Source organism: Agromyces cavernae (assembly GCF_021044935.1).
Lineage (GTDB): Bacteria > Actinomycetota > Actinomycetes > Actinomycetales > Microbacteriaceae > Agromyces > Agromyces cavernae.
Genome location: NZ_JAJNMP010000003.1, coordinates 19673 through 35786, shown reverse-complemented (window position 1 = coordinate 35786; position 16114 = coordinate 19673). Strand labels below are relative to the sequence as shown.

Here is a 16114-nt window from a genome sequence, read left to right as displayed (position 1 = left end):
GCTTCGTTGTCCGAGAGTGCAGTCGTCTTCGTTGTCCGAGAGTGCAGTCGTCGCCCCGGCGTGGGCGGCAGGTGCACTCTCGGGTGTGCGCGTGAGCGGGCTTCCCGGGCCTCGTTGTCCGAGAGTGCAGTCCTCGCCCCGGGGTGGGCGGCAGGTGCACTCTCGGTTTACGGGTGAGCGGGCTTGGGCGCATCCCACAGTGCTCCTTCAGCTCGCCGAAGTTCAGCAAGAGATATTGTGCAAGAACTATTGTGCAAGGACTCTTGTAGAAGTACCATCAGAGCATGAGCGAACCGATCACACCCCGCGAAGGGGGCGACGCACGGTCCGGCGACGCTCACGAGCGCAGGGCCATCGACCTGCACGACGCCGGGCCCATGCGAGCGCTCGCGCACCCGCTGCGACTGCGCATTCTCGGACTGCTGCGCGGCGGCGGCCCGCAGTCGGTCGGCATGCTCGCCGAAGCGACGGGCGTGGCGTCGGGTTCGGTGAGCTACCACCTCTCGACGCTCGCGAAGCACGGGTTCGTCGTGCCGGCGCCCGAGTTCGAGCGCGACGGCCGCGAGCGCTGGTGGCGCGCCGCGCACGAGATGACGAGTTGGCGCACCGAGGAGTTCATCGGCGACCCCGAGCGGCGAGAGGCGGCCGAGGCCATGCGCCGCACCGTGCTCGATTCGTATCACCGCGAGCTGGTCGACGCGCTGAACGCCGAGATCGACCTCGAGCCCGAGTGGGTCGCGGCGTCCGACTCGAGCGACGGCGCTGCGCACCTGACACTCGACGAGTTCCGCGAGCTCAACGCCGACCTCGCCGCGGTGCGCGAGAAGTGGTGGGCCCGCCGCCACGACGCCCGCGAGGGGACGCGCCTCGTGCGCTGGATCACGCACACGTTCCCGAGGAGCGCATCATGACAGGCGCGACAACCGGCGCCGGGACATCCGCTACCGCACTCGATCCCTCGGGTGGTCTCGATACGGGCGCTGCGCGCCCGATTCGACCGACGCAGCCGCAGCGCCGCCGCCTCCCGCTCATCGCGAACCTCACCGCGGCCTTCTTCTCGCTCGGCGGCAATGCGATCGCGCTCGTCGCGATTCCGATCATCGCCCTGACGCAGACCGGCTCCCCGCTCGCGGCGGGTGTGGTCGGCGTGTTCGCCACGGTGCCGCTCGTCATCGGCGGAGCCTTCGGCGGCGTCCTCGTCGACCGCTTCGGCTACCGCACGTCGAGCATCGTCGCCGATGTCGCGAGCGGTCTCACGGTCCTCGCGATCCCCGTGCTGCACGCGACGGTCGGCCTGCCGTTCGGCGTGCTGCTCGCGCTCGTCTTCCTCGGCGGCTTGCTCGACCCTCCTGGCGACACCGCGAAGACCTCGATCACGCCCGACCTCGCGGCGCTCGCCCGCACCCCGATCGCCCGCGCCGCCGGAGCCCAGTCGGCCGTGCAGCGCACCGCGATGATGGTGGGCGCGGGCGCCGCAGGTGCCCTGGTCGCGCTGCTCGGCCCGATGCCGGCGCTCGTCGTCGACGCAGGCGGGTTCCTGGTCTCGGCGCTGCTCGTGCTGTGCTTCGTGCCACGCCGGGTCGAGGCATCCGATTCGCACGAAACCGATGCGCACGAGCCGGGGGATGCCTCGGGCCCCGGCTTCGTCGCCGGCATCAGGTTCGTCGTGACCTCGCCGCTCCTGCGGGCGATCGTGGTGCTCGTGACGCTCACGAACGCGATCGACGCGGCCGGGGTCATGGTGCTGAAGCCGCTCTACGCGACCGAGGTGCTCGGCGATCCGGCGCTGCTGGGATTCATGGTCGGATGCTTCGCAGCGGGCGCCCTCGCCGGGTCGGCGCTGTTCGGGGTCGTAGGCCACCGGTTCTCGGGGCGGGTGATGTTCGCGATGTGCTTCGTGCTGGCGGGCACTGCGCCGTACCTGGCGATGGCGGCGGGCGCGCCGGTGCACGTGCTGCTGCCGGTGCTCGCAGCGTCGGGACTCGCGGCCGGAGCGCTGAACCCGATGATCTCGACGGCGATGTACGGGCTGATCCCGAACGGCATGCGGGCGCGGGTGTTCGGCGCCACGACGGCCGGCGTCGCGGCGACGATGCCGCTCGGGGCGTTCCTCGGCGGGTTCGCCGCCGAGCAGCTGGGGCTGATCCCGACGCTCGTCGCCTGCGGCCTGCTGTACCTCGTGCTCGGCTCGAGCCCGCTCTACCTGCGTTCGTTCGGCGGTCTCGCGGCCGCGCGCGGGGCTGCCGCCACGTCGGTCGAATAGCGGCGCAGCCGCGTATCGAGACCTCGCGTCAGCGCGCGAGGCGCGCGCAGTCGATGCAGAGTGTCGCGGTCGGCCTCGCGTCGAGGCGCCCGACCGTGATGCGCTTGCCGCACCGCGCGCACACGCCGTAGGTGCCGTCCGCGATGCGCGCGAGGGCGCGGTCGATGTCGGCGAGCTCGCCGTTGACGTCCGCGAGCACGGCGGTGCGCTGCGACCATTCCTGCGTCATCGTCGGGCCCTCGGGGTCGTGCTCGTCGTCGGCCGTGGCACCCGCACGGGCGGCGCGCACCTCGGTCATGGCGTCGTCGAACTCGACGAGCCGTTCCTCTGCGTCGGCGCGTTCGGCGAGCAGACGCGCCTGGAACCGCTCGAGCTGTGCCGGAGTCATCATCGTCACCGTCATCACGTCCTTCCGTCCGAGCATCGTACGCCCCGCGGCATCCGCTGGCGTGTCAGACGCGGCAACTACGATTGATGCGTGGTCACCGCCCTGTATCGCCGCTACCGGCCAGAGACGTTCGCCGAGATGATCGGCCAGTCCCAGGTGACGGAGCCGCTGATGACGGCGCTCCGCACCGATCGAGTCAATCACGCGTACCTGTTCAGCGGTCCGCGCGGGTGTGGAAAGACCACGTCGGCGCGCATTCTCGCGCGCTGCCTGAACTGCGTCGAGGGTCCGACCGATGCCCCGTGCGGCGTGTGCCCCAGTTGCGTCGAGCTGTCGCGGGGCGGGGGCGGGGCGCTCGACGTCGTCGAGATCGACGCGGCGAGCCACGGCGGCGTCGACGACGCCCGCGACCTGCGCGAGCGCGCCATCTTCGCCCCGGCGCGCGACCGCTTCAAGATCTTCATCATCGACGAGGCGCACATGGTCACGTCGGGCGGGTTCAACGCGCTGCTCAAGATCGTCGAAGAGCCGCCCGAGCACGTGAAGTTCATCTTCGCGACCACCGAGCCCGACAAAGTGCTCGGCACCATCCGTTCGCGCACGCATCACTACCCGTTCCGGCTCGTGCCGCCGGCGCCCATGCTCGAGTACGTGCAGCAGCTGTGCGCCGAAGAGGGCATCACGGTCGAGCCGGGGGTGCTCGCGCTCGTCGTGCGGGCGGGTGGCGGTTCGCCGCGCGACACGCTGTCGCTGCTCGACCAGCTCATCGCCGGCTCCGAGGGCACGACCATCGACTACGAGCGTGCGGTGGCGCTGCTCGGCTACACCCACGGCGCACTGCTCGACGAGGTCGTCGACGCCATCGGCGCACGCGATGCGGCGGGGGCGTTCGCCGCGGCCGACCGCGTCGTGCAGACGGGGCAAGACCCGCGGCGGTTCGTCGAAGACCTGCTCGAGCGACTGCGCGACCTCATCGTCGTCGCGGCCTCATCGCCCGCGGCGGCTGCGGCAGTGCTGCGCGGGGTGCCCGAAGACGAGCTCGCCCGCATGGCCGTGCAGGCCGGCGCGTTCGGCTCCGCCGAACTGTCGCGCGTGGCAGACCTCGTCAACCAGACCCTCACCGAGATGACCGGGGCCACCTCGCCGCGCCTGCACCTCGAGCTCATGCTCGCCCGAGTGCTCGTGCCGAGCGCCGACGACTCCGAGCGCGGAGCGATCGCGAGGGTCGAGCAGCTCGAGCGGCGCGTCGCGGGGGGCGAGTTCGCCGCCGGGCGAGCTGCAGAGCCCGCGGCGGGTCGAGTGGCCGAGCCGCGCACCGAGGCCCCGGCAGCCCGCGCAGCGTCGGTCGGCGTCGATGCGTCGGCGGCTCAAAGAGCTTCCGAGGCCGACAGGGCCCCGGCCCCGGCCCCGGCGCCACGCGCCGCCCCAGCACCGGCACCTGCTGTTGCGGCCGAGGCGAAGCCGGTCGGCCCGGTGACCCTCCAGCAGATCCGCGATGCGTGGCCCGAGGTGCTCCAGGCGCTGCAGCGCACCAAGCGCACCGCGTGGATGGCCGCACTCTCGGCGCAGGTCCTCGAGTACCGCACCGACGACGACGTGCTCGTGCTCGGCTTCGCGAGCCCGAGCGAGGTGCAGGGCCTGCGCTCGGGCACCGGCACCCAGAACTCCGCCGAGCTCCTGCGCACGGCGATCCACGACGTGCTCGGCGTGACCGTCAAGTTCCTCCCGCGGGTCATCGGCGCGAATGCCGCACCCGGTCCCGGCGCCGACGGTCCCGCCGGGCCGCCGCAGGCGAGCGCGCCCGCCGCCGACGGCGGGTCCGATCGAGTCGGGGCGGCCGCTCCGCAGCCGGCCGACCGACCCGCGCAACAGGCCGCGGCTCCGAAGGCACAGGCTCCCATGTCCACCGCCCCGAGCGCGCCGGCAGGTCCGGTCGACTCGTGGGCGACCGTGGCGATCCCGACCGATCCTGCTGTCGACGCAGCGGCTGAGCCCGATTCGCGTGCACGCGTCACGACCTTGGTCGCCGAGCGTGAAGTCGTGCCGGCCGCGGCCGACGACGCACCGCCGCTCGACGACAGCGCCGCCCCGCCTGAAGACCTCGAGCCGCCGTTCGACCCGGGTCCCGAGCCCGAGGTCGTGGTCGAGGCATCCGCGCCGAAGAGTGCCCCTGCATCGGCGACCAAGGCCGCGCCCTCGAAGTCGCGCCGCGCGCCCTCGGCGCCGGCAGCGACCGACGGCGGCATCCAACGTTACGGCGAGGCGGTCGTGCGCGAGGTGCTCGGGGCGACCTTCATCGAAGAGACCGAGGCCCCGCAGGCCCGCACCGGCTTCGGGGAGCGTGGCTAGCCCGTGTACGAAGGCATCGTCCAAGAGTTGATCGACGAGCTCGGGCGCCTGCCCGGCATCGGGCCGAAGTCGGCGCAGCGCATCGCGTTCCACATCGTGCAGACCGAGCACTTCGACGTCAGCCGGCTCGCCGAGATCCTGGTGCAGATCCGCGACAAAGTGCGGTTCTGCGAGATCTGCGGCAACGTGTCCGAACAGGCGACGTGTTCGATCTGCCGCGACCCGCGGCGCGACCCCGCGCTCATCTGCGTCGTCGAAGAGGCGAAAGACGTCGTCGCGATCGAGCGCACGCGCGAGTTCCGGGGGCTCTACCACGTGCTCGGCGGCGCGATCAGCCCGATCGACGGCATCGGCCCCGACGAGCTTCGCATCCGCCAGCTCATGCAGCGGCTCGCCGACGGCACGGTCACCGAGGTCATCATCGCGACCGACCCGAACCTCGAGGGCGAGGCCACGGCAACCTACCTCAGCCGGCTGCTCACGACCCTCGAGATCAAGGTCACCCGCCTCGCTTCCGGCCTGCCCGTCGGCGGCGACCTCGAGTACGCCGACGAGGTCACCCTCGGGCGCGCGTTCGAGGGTCGCCGCATCGTCGGCTGACGTGCGGTGCGGGGCCCTCGGTGCGCCGAGCTTGACGCACTCGGGCGGCGGCACTAGAACGGGGAGATGGTGAGCGCGGGCGCGAAGTGGGTGGCAGGGTACGTGGCCGCGTGGGAGTCGAACGATCCCAAGCAGATCGGGGCGCTCTTCACCGACGACGCCGTGTACCTGACCGCCCCCGATGCGCAGCCGAGGCGCGGCCGTGAGGCGATCATCGCGGGGTGGCTCGAAGACCTCGACGATCCGGGCACGTGGGCGTTCGACTGGAAGCTGCTCCACGAAGACGAGACGCCCACCGGCAATTTCGTGATCGTGCAAGGACGCACCGAGTACCCGGCCGAGAAGGACTACCTGAACCTCTGGGTCATCCGACTCGACCCCAGCGGCCGTGCCACCGAATACACCGAGTGGTACATGCCCCGCCCGCACTGACCGCCCGTCGAGGGCGCGCGGCGCGCCGCAGGCAGCCCGCGCTACGGGTCATCCGGTCAGCGCAGTACCTCGACGAGCACGATCCACGCGTACAGGATCGCCGTCACGACCGCGAGCACCGAACCCGCGGCGAGGAACGCGAGGCCGGCCGCGACGAGGGCGAGCCCGCCGCCGGCGCCGCCCACGATGAGCAGCACCGCGCCGACGATGAACGAGGCGAGCGGCAGGAGTCCGACCACCGATTTTGCGATGCGCTGCCCGCCGCTCGTTCCCGGCTCGTTGAGGATCGTGCGCATCGCGTGGACTTCGAGCTCGCCGGCGACGAGGGTGGCCGCGAGTACCTCGGCGCCGTAGAGCCAATGCGGCTGGCCGGGCACGAGCCCGAGCGCGGTCGCGACGATCGCGACCACGAGCGTCGCGATCGCGGCGGCGGCCCGCGAGGGGAGCGTGGCCGTCTTCATGATCTCGCCGATGTTCACCGACATCGCCACGATGAGCAGACCGGCGAGCGCGGCGGTGGCGCCGAGCATCGCCACGTTGAACTCGCTCCAGCCTTCGATCGCGTCGGCCATGACCGCACTCTAGCGCTGCACCCGCGGGGAAGCACCCGCCGTGTCGTCAGCCGGACGCACCGACCCCAGGCGTCACATGAAGGGTGCCGCATGCACCCCGCCGTATGATTGGACTTTCGGCGCCGATCGCAGAGCACGGCGCGGGCAATCCACCCCCAGGAGACCACGTGAGCTTGATCGTGCAGAAGTTCGGCGGGTCGTCCGTCGCCGACGCGGAGAGCATCAAGCGGGTCGCCAAGCGCATCGTCGAGACCCGCAAGGCGGGCAATGACGTGGTCGTCGCGGTGTCGGCGATGGGCGACACCACCGACGAGCTGCTCGACCTCGCCAATGAGGTCACGCCGCTTCCGGCGCCGCGCGAGCTCGACATGCTGCTCTCGGCGGGTGAGCGCATCTCGATGGCGCTGCTCGCGATGGCCATCAAGAGCATGGGGCACGAGGCGCGCAGCTTCACCGGCAGCCAGGCCGGAATGATCACGGATGCCACGCACGGCGCCGCACGTATCGTCGATGTCACCCCCGTGCGGTTGCGTGAGGCGCTCGACGACGGTGCGATCGTCATCGTGGCGGGCTTCCAGGGCTTCAACCGCGACACTCGCGACATCACGACCCTCGGCCGCGGCGGCAGCGACACGACCGCGGTCGCCCTCGCGGCGGCGCTCGAGGCCGACGTGTGCGAGATCTACACGGACGTCGACGGCGTGTTCACGGCCGACCCGCGCGTCGTCAAGAAGGCGCGAAAGCTCGAACGCATCACGTCCGAAGAGATGCTCGAGCTCGCCTCATCCGGTGCCAAGGTCCTGCACATCCGCGCCGTCGAGTTCGCGCGCCGGCACGGCGTCACCCTGCACGTGCGTTCGTCGTTCAACAACAACGAGGGGACGATCGTCTACGACCCCTCGCGTCTTCCCGAAGGAGCAACTGTGGAAGAGTCCGTCATCGCCGGTGTCGCCGTCGACCTCTCGGAGGCCAAGATCACGGTCGTCGGCGTGCCCGACAAGCCCGGTGTCGCCGCCAAGATCTTCAAGATCGTCGCGAACACGAACGCGAACGTCGACATGATCGTGCAGAACGTCTCGGCCGCGTCGACCGGCCGCACCGACATCTCGTTCACGCTGCCGAAGACCGAGGGCGAGAAGGCCCTCACGGCCCTCGCGGGCGCACAGGACGCCATCGGGTTCCTGTCGCTGCAGTACGACGACCAGATCGGCAAGCTCTCGCTCGTCGGCAACGCGATGCGCTCGGCCACGGGCGTGTCGGCGGGCCTGTTCGAGGCGCTCTACGACGCGGGCATCAACATCGAGATGATCTCGACGAGCGAGATCCGCATCTCGGTCGTCACGCGCGCCGACAGCGTGCATGCGGCCGCGCGCGCGGTGCATGCGGCGTTCGACCTCGACGGCGACGACGATGCGGTCGTGCACGGCGGCACGGGTCGCTGACCACAACATCCTGACGAATCCGAGGGTATTCCGGCCTTCGTGGGACGACGGCACCGCCCAGCGTCCCCTGAACGCGAAATGTCCTCCAGACTTGAAGTACGCGAAGTGAGGAACACCATGGTTGACGGAGTGAACATCGGCGTCGTCGGCGCGACCGGACAGGTCGGCGCAGTCGTGCGCAAGCTGCTCGAGGAGCGCGACTTCCCGGTGACGAGCATCCGCTACTTCGCCTCGGCCCGCTCGGCCGGCACGACGCTGCCGTGGAAGGGCGAAGACGTCGTCGTCGAAGACGCCGCCACCGCCGACCCCACGGGCCTCGACATCGCGATCTTCTCGGCCGGCGCCACGACGTCGAAGGCGCAGGCGCCGCGCTTCGCCGCCGCAGGGGTCACCGTCATCGACAACTCGAGCGGATGGCGCATGGACCCCGACGTGCCGCTCGTGGTCAGCGAGGTCAACCCGCACGCCATCGACGAGGCGCGCAAGGGCATCATCGCCAACCCGAACTGCACCACGATGGCCGCGATGCCCGTGCTGAAGGTGCTGCACGACGAGGCGGGCCTCGAGCGGCTCATGGTCTCGACGTACCAGGCCGTGTCGGGCGCGGGACTCTCGGGCGGCGAGGAGTTGCTCGAGCAGGCGCGCGCCGCCATCGAGCAGGACACGATCGGGCTGGTGCACGACGGGACTTCCGTCACCTTCCCCGACCCGGTGAAGTTCCCGCGGCCGATCGCCTTCGACGTGATCCCGCTCGCCGGCTCGATCGTCGACGACGGCGACCTCGAGACCGACGAAGAGAAGAAGCTGCGCAACGAGAGCCGCAAGATCCTCGAGCTGCCTGGCCTGCGAGTCGCGGGCACGTGCGTGCGCGTGCCGGTGTTCACGGGGCACTCGCTCTCGATCCACGCCGAGTTCGCGAACCCGATCACGCCCGAGCGTGCCACCGAACTGCTGTCGGATGCCCCGGGCGTCGCGCTCTCCGACGTGCCCACGCCGTTGCAGGCCGCGGGCAACGACCCGAGCTACGTCGGCCGCATCCGCCAAGACCAGTCGGCGCCCGACGGAACGGGTCTCGTGCTCTTCGTCTCGAACGACAACCTGCGCAAGGGCGCGGCCCTGAACGCCGTGCAGATCGCCGAGCTCGTCGCGGCGAAGCTGCCGACGGCCGTCTAGGGCGGACCCGGCTCGAGCCGTGATCGCTCGAGGCTTCCGGCGAACGACGGCGATCGTCGTCGCGATCGGATGCCTCGCGCTGACGGCCTGCACGATGCCGGTGACCTCCGCGCCGGGGCAGGCGGCATCCCCTTCCGCGGGTCAGGTCGTGGCCGCCTTCTACGGCGACTCGTACACGCGCGGCACCGGGGCGAGCTCGCCCGAGCGGCGCTGGTCGACGATCGTGAGCGCCGGGCGCGGCTGGTTCGAGTTCAATCCGAGCGTCGATGGGATCGGGTACGTCAGCAACCGCGACTTCTTCGCCGGTGACGATCTCGTCGACCAGATCGTCGATCACGAGCCGCCGCCCGATGTCGTGATCGTCACGATGGGGCTCAACGACAACTTCGTGCTGCCGCCCGACGCGGACGACATCGAGTCCGCGATCGAGGCGGACCTGACGCGATTCAGGGCGGAGCTGCCCGATGCCCGACTGGTCGTCGTCGAGCCCTTCTGGCACCTCGATGAGCGGCCCGAGTCGGTCGGGCAGATCATCGGGTGGGTCGAGTCCGCTGCCGCACTCGTCGGCGCCGACTACATCGACGGCGCGTCGAGGTGGATCGAGGGGCACCCTGAGTGGATGTCCGCCGACACCGTCCATCCGAACGATGACGGTTACGCCGAGATCGCCCGTCGCATGGACCAGGAGCTCGAGCGACTGGGGCTCTGATCCGACCACCAGTCCTTCTGCACTTGACGATTCTGCGTTTTGTATACAGAATACGAGCGAGTGATTTCCTGTTACCGGCCCCCGCCGGTACCCCTGCAATGACGAAAGAGGTGGCGGAATGCCCCGCGCGAACTCGAAGATGAGGCGCCTACTCGCGGTTGGAGCCGCGAGCGCCCTGATGATCGGTCTGGCAGCATGCAGCGCGGGAGGAGGTGGATCCGACAGTGACACCGTCGTCTGGTCGACGTGGGGAACCCCCGAGGAGCTCACGCGCTTCGAGGAGTTCAACGACGAGTTCATGAAGCGACACCCCGACATCAAGGTCGAACTCCAGCCCGTCGCGAGCTACGCCGACTACCACTCGAAGCTGCTCGCCCAGCTCACGAGCAACACCGCGCCCGACGTCTTCTACGTCGGCGACGACAAGATCGGCGAGTTCGTCGACGCGGGCGTGCTGGCGCCCCTGAACGAGCTCATGGAGTCGGAGGCGAGCCAGACCAAGCCCGACGACTTCTTCCCCGGCCTGTTCGGCGCCGCCCAGAAGGACGGCGAGACCTACGCGGCCCCGAACGACTCGAACCCCGACGTGCTCTGGTACGACAAGGAGGCGCTCGCCGCCGCCGGCATCACGGAGGACCCTGCGGCCCTCGCCGAGAGCGGCGAGTGGACGACCGAGAAGTTCCTCGAGATGAACGACAAGCTCGCTGCGGCCGGTCTCATCGGCAGCATGTACTGGAACTACTGGGCGACGCACTGGAGCTGGGTCTCATCTCAGGGCGGCACCGCGTACGACGAGTCGGGCGCGTTCGTCGGGAACGATGACCCGACGACGGTCGCCGCGGTCGACACCCTCGGCGAGTACTTCCAGGACGGCACCTTCGTCGTCGCGGACACGATGCCCGAGGGCGCCGGCGCCGACAGCACCTTCGTGACCCACAAGGCCGGATTCTTCTCGCAGGGCCGCTACACGATCGGCACGGTCGAATCGGCCGGCGTGGCGGAGTCCTACGACATCGTCCGCTGGCCCACGCCCGACGGCGCAGAGGCGCCGACGGGTGTCGCCGCGTCGTACCTCGCGATCAACGGTCGCACCGACGCGTCGGAAGCCGCCTTCACGTTCTGGACGGAGTTCTTGAGCGCCGAAGGACAGACCTTCCGCCTCGAAGGCGGCGGCAACGCCGTGCCGTCGATCCAGGGCGCCGACGACGTGGTGCTCGAGGCCGACTACCCGGCTCACGCGCAGACCTTCCTCGACATGCGCGACATCGGCTTCGCGAACCACCCGGGCGAGGCAGCGGTGCCGGGCCTGTCGACCGACATCAGCGACCTGTTCCTCGCCCTCTACGATGGCAAGGCCGACGCGCAGGGCACGCTCGACGCGGTCGCCGACCTCGTGGCCGACAAGACGGGTAAGTGAGCGACGAGATGACGCTCCAGCCGGGTGGCGCGGCCGCGACGACCGTCGCGCCACCCGCTGACCCCGCGGCATCCGCGCCGGGCGGACTCAACAAGGAGTCCGCCTGGCGGCGGCGCGACCGTCGATGGGGCTACGTCTTCATCGGCCCGCAGGTGGTGGGCATGGCGGTCTTCGTGCTGCTGCCGTTCGTCGCCAGCATGGTGCTGGCATTCGCCTCGTGGAACGGTCTCACTGAGCTCACGTGGGTCGGCCTCGAGAACTTCACCGCGCAGCTGCAGGACGAACTGCTGCTCCGCTCGATCGTCAACACGCTGCTCATCGCGATCATCACCGTGCCCATCGGCCTCGGCCTCGCGGTCGTCATCGCCGTCGCGCTCGAGAAGCTCAAGACCCGCACGCTCTACCTGATCCTGTTCTTCGCGCCGGTCGTGACGAGCACGGTCGCCGTCGCGATGATCTGGCAGCAGATGTTCCGCGTCGACGGCGTGCTGAGCCAGACGATCTCGGCGATCTTCGGCATCGCGCCGCCCGACTGGCTCGGCGACCCGCGCCTCGCGCTCATCGCCGTGTGCATCGTGTCGATCTGGTCGGCGCTCGGCCTCAACGTCATCATCTTCCTGGCGGGCCTGCAGAACATCTCGCCGTCGGTCATCGAGGCGGCGCGCATCGACGGTGCCGGCGCATTCCGGCTGCTGCGCAGCATCCGCCTGCCCCTGCTCTCGCCGATCATCTTCTTCTCGTCGATCGTGGCCTTCATCTCGTCGCTGCAGACGTTCGACACGGTGTTCATCCTCACCGCCGACGCCGGACCCGACAACGCGACCCGCACCATCGTCTACCACATCTACGACCTCGGCTTCGGGCGCTTCGAGTTCGGCCCGTCGAGCGCTGCCTCGGTGATCCTGCTGCTGCTCACGCTCGTGATCACGGCGATCCAGTTCGGCGCCCAGAAGAAGTTCGTGCACTACGAGGACGACGCAGCATGATCGCCAAACCGATTCCCTCACTGACCCGCGACGAGCTCTCGGTTCCGACCGATTCGACCATCGCGATCGTGGCTCCCGAGCTCGAGCCCCGCCCGGGCGGCGGTCGACCCGGGCGCGGGCGGCGCCGGCTGAGCGCGACCGTGCTGCACGTCGCCCTCATCGTGGCGGGCGTCGCGATGGTGTTCCCGTTCGTGTGGATGCTCATCACGTCGTTCAAGACGCTGCCGCAGCTGCTGCAGGATCCGCTGAGCTTCTGGCCGGCGCCATGGACCCTCGACAACTACGTCGAAGCCTGGAACGCCGCGCCGTTCGCGCAGGCCTACTTCAACAGCATCTACATCGTCGTGCTCGCGGTCATCGGCACGCTGCTGACCGCCTCGATGGCGGGGTACGCCTTCGCGCGCATCCGCTTCCGCGGCAGCCGGATCATCTTCGTCGTGTTCCTCGCGACGCAGATGATCCCGAAGCAGGTGACGCTCGTTCCCTTCTACCTGCTCATGGCGCAGTTCGGATGGGTCGATTCGCATCTGTCGCTCATCGTGCCCGCGATGCTCGTGAACCCGTTCGCGGTGTTCCTGATGCGCCAGTTCGTGCTCTCCCTGCCCAAGGAACTCGAGGAAGCGGCGCTCGTCGACGGCGCCGGCCGCTGGCGGATCTTCTGGAGCGTCATCCTGCCGAACCTGAAGCCAGGGCTCGGCGCGCTCAGCATCATCGTCGCGCTCGACGTGTGGAACAGCTTCCTGTTCCCGCTCGTGCTGCTGAACTCGCCCGACCTGTTCACGGTGCCGCTGCTGCTGTCGAGCTTCCGCGGGCAGTTCGGCTCGCTCAACTACGGGCTCGTGATGGCGGCGTCGGCGGTCGCGACGATCCCGATGCTGATCGCCTTCGTCATCGGCCAGCGCCGAATCCTCAACAGCATGGCCGCATCGGGCCTCGGCGGGCGTTGATGGCGGACGATCGAGCAGATTTCGCCGGTCGAGTCGGCGCGCAGCTCCGTATCGAGACCACGGATGCCGCTGCCATCGCCGCGCTCGCGGGCGAGCACCTCGACCTCGTGCGGGCGCCGTTCACCCTGCCCCGCTCGCGCATCCTCGTCTTCCGCGAGGGCGACGGCGTGCGCGTGCACACCTCGGAGTACGAGCGGTCGCTCGCCGAGTGCCGGGTGCTCGACACGCTCATCGTGCGCGACCGCGGCGGTGCGGCGCAGCCGATCACGCGGGTGCTGCCGCACGTGATCGAGTTCGGCGGCGTGGTCGACCTGACGTTCGCCGGTCCCGGCGCGCTCACCCTAGGGCTCCGCGCTGGCGCCGAGGCCGCAGCGATCATCGAGTGGACGACGCCCGACGGCGCGCTCACCCGAATTGAGCTCCATGGAGAAAACACCGCCGTGCGCATCGACATCGGCGCCGACCGCGGTGTTCGGCACGCGGCATCCGACTCGCACCTCGCCGACCTGGCGGCGACCGAGGCGATCTGGCTCGACTGGTTCTCTCGCTGCCCGCGCGTGCGGCGCGACCTGCAGGCGATGACGGCGTTCTGCTGGTGGGTGCTCGGGGCCAACATCGTCGAGCTGCCGACGCTCGGGCGCGCACGCGCAGTCGTGCCCTCGAAGATCGGGTACGTCGGGCTCTGGCAGTGGGACGCCTACTTCATCGCCGTCGGCCTGCGGCACGGCGACCCCGATCTCGCCCGCGAGCAGCTCGAGCTCGCATTCCGGTTCCCGAGCCCCGACGGACAGTTGCCCGATGTCGTGCACGAGCTGGGCGTGCTCGCGACGAGCGACGACCTGCCGCCCGGAGATCGCGAGAACCTGCGCAGGGCAGGCTCGGCGATCGCGGATCCCTCGGCGCCGGTGCCGCTGACCAAGCCGCCGCTCGCCGCGTGGGCGCTCGCGAAGGTGCTCGAGGTCGAGCCCGCCGACGACTGGGCGCGCGAGCAGCTCGCGACGATCCGCCGCTCGCAGGACTGGTGGTTCGCCGAGTCGGACCTCGACGGCGACGGCATGCCCGAGTACGGTCATCCGTACTCGTCGGGGCTCGACGACAGCCCGATCTTCGACGGCCCGCTGCCGACGACGGCGCCTGACCTCGGCGCGTACGTCGTGCTGCAGGATCTCGAGCTCGCGCGGTTCGCCGAGCGGTTCGGCGATGCGGATGCCGCAGCACACCGTGCGCGCGCCGAGCGGACGCTCGGGCTGCTCCTCGACCTCTGGGACGACGAGCGCGGGCTGTTCCGAGCGCGGGCGGCCGGCACCGATGTCGCGAGCGACACCGTGGTGGGATTGATGCCGTTGCTCACCGGGCACCTTCCCGAGCGGATCGTCGACCGGCTGGTGGCCGCGCTCGCCGACGAGCGGCGATTCGGGGCCGCGTGGGCGGTGCCGACGGTCGCCCTCGACGACCCCGACTTCTCGCCCGAGCGCATGTGGCGCGGCCCGGTGTGGGTGAACACGAACGCGCTCGTCGTCGCCGGCCTGCGGGCGTCGGGGCGCGCGGGGCTCGCACTCGACCTGGCGGAGCGCACGGTCGCGCTCGTCATGCACGGCGGTGGTCCGCACGAGTACTTCAACCCGATCACGGGCGAGAAGGCGGCCACCGCCACGACGGCGTTCGGCTGGTCGGCGGCCCTGTTCGTCGACCTCGCGGTCGGCCTCTCGGGGGCGGCGCGGTCCTGAACTGCCGCCTTACGGCACCCCGCCGAGAGTGCAGACATCGCCCAGATGAGGGCGGCGAGTGCACTCTCGGTGGATTCAACTGGCGCGATCGACCGTGAACCCCTGCCGAGAGTGCAGAGGCCGCCGCTTCTCAGGCGACGAGTGCACTTTCGGTGCGCCGCGATTGGGGGTAGTGGCCGAGGGTGCCCTCGGCCTCCTCAGGGGACATCCGATGACGCATAGGTGACCCGCCGCCGCCACGCAAATTCAGGAAGAACTCACCGGTCTGCAGCGTGTTGCCCCGCGACCCGCCGGGCTGGCCGCAGTTCTTCCTGCATTTCGGCGAGGGGGACCGACGCTAGGCGGTGAAGTAGGCGCTCGAGGCGCTGTCGACGATGCGACGCATGCCGTTCATCCAGTTCGCCCGCAGGGCGACGGTCGCGCCGGGCACGTCGCCGGCCGCGAGGTGCTCGGCGATCGCGGCGTGCTCGGCGGCGACCCGCTCGATCATCACGTCGTTCGGCACGAGGAGCGACTCGTAGCGGTGGAAGGCGCCGCGCACGCTCGCGATCACGTCGAGCAGGCGCTGGTTCGGGCACGCCGAGAGCATGATTCCGTGCCACTCGTCGTCCTTCGTGACGACGAGGGCGTGCTGGGCGAGCTCCTGGTCGAACTCGGCGGCGAGCGCTGCGAGCCGCACGCCGATCGGGCGAAGCTCGTCGAGCGGGCTGAGCTCGAGCGCGAGGCCCTCGAGCGTCGCCATGACGGGCGCGAGGTCCTCGAACTCCTGGGCGCTCAGCGGCACGAAGCGGAAGCCCTTGCCGTTCTCGCTCTCGATCTGCCCTTCGCTCTCGAGCGCGATCAGCGCCTCGCGCAGGGGCGTGCGGCTGACCCCGAGCTCGGCGGCGAGCTGCACCTCGTTGATGCCCTCGCCGGGCTGCACGAGTCCGGTGCGCATGCGTGCGAGCAGTTCGTCGCGCACCTGCGAGCGAAGGTTCTTGCGTTCGATCGCCATGTGTCCTCGTCCTTCGTGGCCTGGCGGGCCGGGTTCGGGCCGGAGGCCGTCGCGGCAAGCCTAGAGCTTGCTCGGCGGCTTGACCGTGCGCCGCATCCGACATACTGTGTCTGTA

15 protein-coding genes are annotated in these 16114 nt (G+C 70.1%); 12 read left to right on the top strand and 3 right to left on the bottom strand.

The features are described from left to right. The first annotated feature begins 284 nt into the window (after positions 1–284). Together LQ757_RS11480 and LQ757_RS11475 are read left to right on the top strand one after the other, a co-directional pair. On the top strand, positions 285–911 hold the full coding sequence (locus LQ757_RS11480; RefSeq protein ID WP_231047386.1) for an ArsR/SmtB family transcription factor: 627 nt from the start codon (positions 285–287) through the stop codon (positions 909–911). Then, complete coding sequence (locus LQ757_RS11475) at positions 908–2263, top strand: MFS transporter (protein WP_231047385.1); 1356 nt, start codon at positions 908–910, stop codon at positions 2261–2263. Before LQ757_RS11480 ends, LQ757_RS11475 begins: the two co-directional genes overlap by 4 nt. 28 nt (positions 2264–2291) lie before the next feature. Here LQ757_RS11475 and LQ757_RS11470 read toward each other — a convergent pair whose 3' ends face one another. Next, entirely contained in the window at positions 2292–2687 is a 396-nt protein-coding gene (locus tag LQ757_RS11470; RefSeq protein ID WP_231047384.1) for a TraR/DksA family transcriptional regulator, read from the bottom strand. 54 nt (positions 2688–2741) lie between these two features. On the opposite strand from LQ757_RS11470, the gene LQ757_RS11465 reads away from it, so the two are divergent. The 3 genes from LQ757_RS11465 (at position 2742) to LQ757_RS11455 (ending at position 6032) form a co-directional block, all read left to right on the top strand. After that, a complete protein-coding gene (locus LQ757_RS11465; RefSeq protein ID WP_231047383.1) occupies positions 2742–5000 on the top strand; it encodes a DNA polymerase III subunit gamma and tau in 2259 nt (752 codons plus the stop codon). Positions 5001–5003: 3 nt separating this feature from the next. Further along, entirely contained in the window at positions 5004–5600 is a 597-nt protein-coding gene (gene recR / locus LQ757_RS11460) for a recombination mediator RecR (protein WP_231047382.1), read from the top strand. A gap of 66 nt (positions 5601–5666) precedes the next feature. Next, positions 5667–6032 (top strand): YybH family protein, encoded by a 366-nt coding sequence (locus LQ757_RS11455; protein ID WP_231047381.1) that lies wholly within the window; start codon positions 5667–5669, stop codon positions 6030–6032. 56 nt (positions 6033–6088) lie between these two features. Here LQ757_RS11455 and LQ757_RS11450 read toward each other — a convergent pair whose 3' ends face one another. Further along, positions 6089–6604, bottom strand: coding sequence for a hypothetical protein (locus LQ757_RS11450; RefSeq protein WP_231047380.1), 516 nt, complete (start codon positions 6602–6604; stop codon positions 6089–6091). Between the two features lie 167 nt (positions 6605–6771). On the opposite strand from LQ757_RS11450, the gene LQ757_RS11445 reads away from it, so the two are divergent. From LQ757_RS11445 to LQ757_RS11415, 7 genes are all read left to right on the top strand, one after another. Continuing rightward, positions 6772–8046 carry an aspartate kinase gene (locus LQ757_RS11445; protein ID WP_231047379.1) on the top strand — a complete coding sequence of 425 codons (1275 nt, stop codon included), beginning with the start codon at positions 6772–6774 and terminating at the stop codon, positions 8044–8046. Between the two features lie 117 nt (positions 8047–8163). Then, a complete protein-coding gene (locus LQ757_RS11440; protein WP_231047378.1) occupies positions 8164–9219 on the top strand; it encodes an aspartate-semialdehyde dehydrogenase in 1056 nt (351 codons plus the stop codon). A gap of 19 nt (positions 9220–9238) precedes the next feature. Continuing rightward, positions 9239–9928, top strand: coding sequence for an SGNH/GDSL hydrolase family protein (locus LQ757_RS11435; protein WP_231047377.1), 690 nt, complete (start codon positions 9239–9241; stop codon positions 9926–9928). Between the two features lie 178 nt (positions 9929–10106). Further along, positions 10107–11345, top strand: a complete 1239-nt coding sequence (locus tag LQ757_RS11430; protein WP_231047376.1) for an ABC transporter substrate-binding protein — start codon at positions 10107–10109, stop codon at positions 11343–11345. After that, complete coding sequence (locus tag LQ757_RS11425) at positions 11342–12331, top strand: carbohydrate ABC transporter permease (protein WP_231047375.1); 990 nt, start codon at positions 11342–11344, stop codon at positions 12329–12331. Before LQ757_RS11430 ends, LQ757_RS11425 begins: the two co-directional genes overlap by 4 nt. Next, entirely contained in the window at positions 12328–13278 is a 951-nt protein-coding gene (locus LQ757_RS11420) for a carbohydrate ABC transporter permease (RefSeq protein ID WP_231047374.1), read from the top strand. The genes LQ757_RS11425 and LQ757_RS11420 overlap by 4 nt, the downstream gene beginning before the upstream one ends. Further along, entirely contained in the window at positions 13278–15005 is a 1728-nt protein-coding gene (locus LQ757_RS11415; protein WP_231047373.1) for an amylo-alpha-1,6-glucosidase, read from the top strand. The genes LQ757_RS11420 and LQ757_RS11415 overlap by 1 nt, the downstream gene beginning before the upstream one ends. A 337-nt stretch (positions 15006–15342) precedes the next feature. Here LQ757_RS11415 and LQ757_RS11410 read toward each other — a convergent pair whose 3' ends face one another. Then, a complete protein-coding gene (locus LQ757_RS11410) occupies positions 15343–15999 on the bottom strand; it encodes a GntR family transcriptional regulator (protein ID WP_231047372.1) in 657 nt (218 codons plus the stop codon). Positions 16000–16114 lie beyond the last annotated feature (115 nt).

What these genes read in the sequence shown, in the direction of transcription:
- LQ757_RS11480 (WP_231047386.1), top strand. Translation starts at nt 285, where the DNA reads ATGAGCGAACCGATCACACCCCGCGAAGGGGGCGACGCACGGTCCGGC.
- LQ757_RS11475 (WP_231047385.1), top strand. Translation starts at nt 908, where the DNA reads ATGACAGGCGCGACAACCGGCGCCGGGACATCCGCTACCGCACTCGAT.
- LQ757_RS11470 (WP_231047384.1), bottom strand. Translation starts at nt 2,687, where the DNA reads ATGCTCGGACGGAAGGACGTGATGACGGTGACGATGATGACTCCGGCA.
- LQ757_RS11455 (WP_231047381.1), top strand. Translation starts at nt 5,667, where the DNA reads ATGGTGAGCGCGGGCGCGAAGTGGGTGGCAGGGTACGTGGCCGCGTGG.
- LQ757_RS11450 (WP_231047380.1), bottom strand. Translation starts at nt 6,604, where the DNA reads ATGGCCGACGCGATCGAAGGCTGGAGCGAGTTCAACGTGGCGATGCTC.
- LQ757_RS11440 (WP_231047378.1), top strand. Translation starts at nt 8,164, where the DNA reads ATGGTTGACGGAGTGAACATCGGCGTCGTCGGCGCGACCGGACAGGTC.
- LQ757_RS11430 (WP_231047376.1), top strand. Translation starts at nt 10,107, where the DNA reads ATGATCGGTCTGGCAGCATGCAGCGCGGGAGGAGGTGGATCCGACAGT.
- LQ757_RS11420 (WP_231047374.1), top strand. Translation starts at nt 12,328, where the DNA reads ATGATCGCCAAACCGATTCCCTCACTGACCCGCGACGAGCTCTCGGTT.
- LQ757_RS11415 (WP_231047373.1), top strand. Translation starts at nt 13,278, where the DNA reads ATGGCGGACGATCGAGCAGATTTCGCCGGTCGAGTCGGCGCGCAGCTC.
- LQ757_RS11410 (WP_231047372.1), bottom strand. Translation starts at nt 15,999, where the DNA reads ATGGCGATCGAACGCAAGAACCTTCGCTCGCAGGTGCGCGACGAACTG.